This is a genomic window from Reyranella sp., from assembly GCF_050185545.1.
Classification (GTDB): Bacteria; Pseudomonadota; Alphaproteobacteria; order Reyranellales; family Reyranellaceae; genus Reyranella.
Genome location: NZ_JBFWZI010000247.1, coordinates 1 through 2,812, shown reverse-complemented (window position 1 = coordinate 2,812; position 2,812 = coordinate 1). Strand labels below are relative to the sequence as shown.

Below are 2,812 nucleotides of genomic sequence, written 5' to 3'. Positions count from 1 at the left end.
GCGACGGCGCGCGAGGAGGACCTGCGCCGCGTTGTCTATCGCCAGCTGAAGCCGCCGGCGATGTGGCGGCTCACGCCGGCGGCGGCGCTGGCCAGGCTCGACGGGATAGACCGACGAATGGTGATCCTGTCGGGCAGCGTGCGCGAGGTGGCGCGGCGCTTTCCCAACAACCTCAACAGCTCGGTCGGCGTGGCCCTGGCTGGCCTCGGCCTCGATGCGACGGAACTGGAGCTGGTGGCCGACCCTGCGCTGTCCGAGACTGCGCACGAACTCGAGATCGAGGCGGGCGCCGGCAAGGTGATGCTGTCGGTCGGCGGCCGCGAGGTGGCGCCGGACGGCGATCCGGCCGACTACACGACCTCCAGCCTGATCCGCATCGTTCATCGCCGGCGGGCGCCCGTGAAAATCTGATGGGCGAAAATCTGATCGGCGAGAATCTGATGGACGAAGATCCGATGGGTGACCCGGTCGCGTTCCTGCAGGCGCTGATCCGCGCCCAGCGCCAGGGCGAGGCGGCGGTGCAGCAGCGCGTCGCCGACGCCGCGCGGCGACTGGGCTGCACGGTCGAGCGCGTGCGCTATCGGCCGAGCGAGGTGCCGATGGTGGCGGAGTTCGCTAGTGTCCAGGCGATCGACGCGGGCGAGCGCGAAAGCGTGGTCGCCACCTTCAAGGGACTGGGCGGCGGCCGCAGCGTCATCTTCTTCGCCCATCCGGACGGCGAGCCGGTGGCGGCGACCGAGCGCTGGCGTCACGATCCGTTTGCCGGCGTGATCGAAGGTGGCCGCCTGCACGGCTGGGGCGTCGCCGACGACCTGGCCGGAGTCGCCACCCTGGTGCAGGGGCTGCAGGCCGTGCTCGAGACCGGCATGGCGCCGCTCGGCGACGTGATCCTGGCCAGCACGCCCAGCAAGCGGCACGCGCGCGGCGTCTCGGCGCTGCTGCATGGCGGGCTCCGCGCCGATGCGGCGGTCTATCTTCATCCGGCCGAGTCGGGCGCCGGCATGCGCGAGATCAAGGCCTTCGCCTCGGGTCTGGTCGAATTCCGCGTCACCGTCGACGGGCGCGCGCCCGACACCAGCGAGATCAGCCATGCCGCCTTCGCCCATCGCGCGGTCAATCCGATCGACAAGATCTGGCTGATCCATCGCGCCCTGCAGGCGCTCGATGCCCGGCGCGGCGAGACAGTGCGCCATCCGGCGTTGCAGCAGGCGATCGGCCGATCGACCAACCTGGTGGTGTCCCATGTCGCCGCCGGCAGCAGCGACGCATTCGCGCGCATCGCGCCCGGCGCGGTGCTGGCGGGCTCACTGTCGTTCCCGCCGCCGGAGACGCTGGCCGATGTCCAGAGCGCGATCGAGGCGGCCGTGCGGGGCGCCGCGGCGGAGGACGCCTGGCTGCGCGACCATCCGCCCCGCCTCGCGTTCGTGTCGGGCGTCAGCGGCGCCGAGGTCAGCCCCGAGCATCCGCTCTATCGCGTCGTTGCCGATGCCGTCCGGCGCGTCACCGGCCAGGCGCCGCACGTCAATCCGCTGCATACGTCGAGCGACATCCGCAATCCGATCGTGCAGGCCGGCATTCCCACGGTCGGGCTGGGGCCGTTCGGCGGCGATCTCACGCAGAACGGGCTGCACGACGAATGGGTCGATGTCGAGGACTACCGACGGGCGGTGAAAGTCGCGGCGGAGGTAATCGTCGGTTGGTGCGGTGTCGGCTGGCGCCGCTTTAGGGCCTGATTACAGGCCCTGATTCGGCCCGGGACAAGCCGTCGCTTCGGCGTCAAAATTGCATCCGGTCTGTGGGGGTAATCTTCAGGGGGCCTGAAATGTCGAATATCAGTCAATCCGGGCTTCGCCGACGCGGCCTGCTCGCCGCCGGCGCCGCGGCATCGGCGCTTGCCGTCGCACCGGTGGCGCTGCGCGCCCAGCCAAAAATCGCACCGCCCAACATCATCAAGGCGGGCACGCTCATCATGTCGATCAATCCGACGCTGCCGCCGCTGCAGTTCGTCGACGACAAGGGCGAGCTCAAGGGCATGCGGGTCGAGCTGGCCAACGAGTGTGCCAAGAAGCTCGGGCTCGCACCGGAATACATCCGCACCGAGTTCGCCACCATGATTCCCGGCCTCGCCGCCAAGCGCTGGGACATGATCAACACCGGCATCTTCTGGACCGAGGAGCGCTCCAAGCTGATGTACATGGTGCCCTACGAGCAGGCGGCGATCAGCTTCCTGTCGGCCAAGGGCAATCCGCTCGGCCTCAAGACGATCGACGATCTCGCCGGCCGCCGGGTCTCGGTCGAACTCGGCGGCATCGAGGAGCGGCGCACCCGCGAGGTCAACGACATCGTGACCAAGAAGGGCCTGAAGCCGCTCACCATCATGACCTTCAACAACTTCGCCGAGTCGTTCCAGGCCTTGCGCGCCGGCCAGGCCGACGCCGCCACCAGCATCGACGCGACGGCGATGTTCATGCAGGGCCGTGGCGACTTCACCCGCGCCATCAGCGGCGTGTTCCCCCAGACCGCCTGCTTCGCCTTCGCCAACAAGCCCCTGGCCGAGGCCGTGGTCGGCGCGCTGAACGATCTCAGGAAGGACGGCTACTACGCCAAGCTGCTCGATCAGTACGGCGTCCTCAAGATCGACGAGCCGCAATTCTCCATCAAGGGCCCGGGACCGGCGTAGGGATTTCCTCCCCGGCTCCGCCGGGGAGGACTTCCTACCCGTGGTCAAGTGGACATTGCCTCGTTTTGGGGGACGATGTGAAGGTGAGTGAGGGTGCATTGTCGCCCGGCGCGCGGAAGTGTGCCGGCGTGC

3 protein-coding genes are annotated in these 2,812 nt (G+C 69.0%); all 3 read left to right on the top strand.

Going from position 1 to position 2,812, the window contains the following annotated elements; genetic code table 11:
* A partial coding sequence (locus tag AB7O82_RS34700; protein WP_428621497.1) for an aspartate dehydrogenase domain-containing protein occupies positions 1-411 on the top strand: 411 nt, incomplete at its 5' end.
* Entirely contained in the window at positions 411-1,733 is a 1,323-nt protein-coding gene (locus AB7O82_RS34695) for a M20 family metallopeptidase (RefSeq protein WP_428621496.1), read from the top strand. The genes AB7O82_RS34700 and AB7O82_RS34695, both read left to right, overlap by 1 nt.
* Before the next feature lie 89 nt (positions 1,734-1,822).
* Positions 1,823-2,680, top strand: a complete 858-nt coding sequence (locus AB7O82_RS34690; protein ID WP_428552867.1) for an ABC transporter substrate-binding protein — start codon at positions 1,823-1,825, stop codon at positions 2,678-2,680.
* Positions 2,681-2,812: the final 132 nt, after the last annotated feature.

Coding starts and splice junctions, on each gene's coding strand:
- AB7O82_RS34695 (WP_428621496.1), top strand. CDS start 411: ATGGGCGAAAATCTGATCGGCGAGAATCTGATGGACGAAGATCCGATG.
- AB7O82_RS34690 (WP_428552867.1), top strand. CDS start 1,823: ATGTCGAATATCAGTCAATCCGGGCTTCGCCGACGCGGCCTGCTCGCC.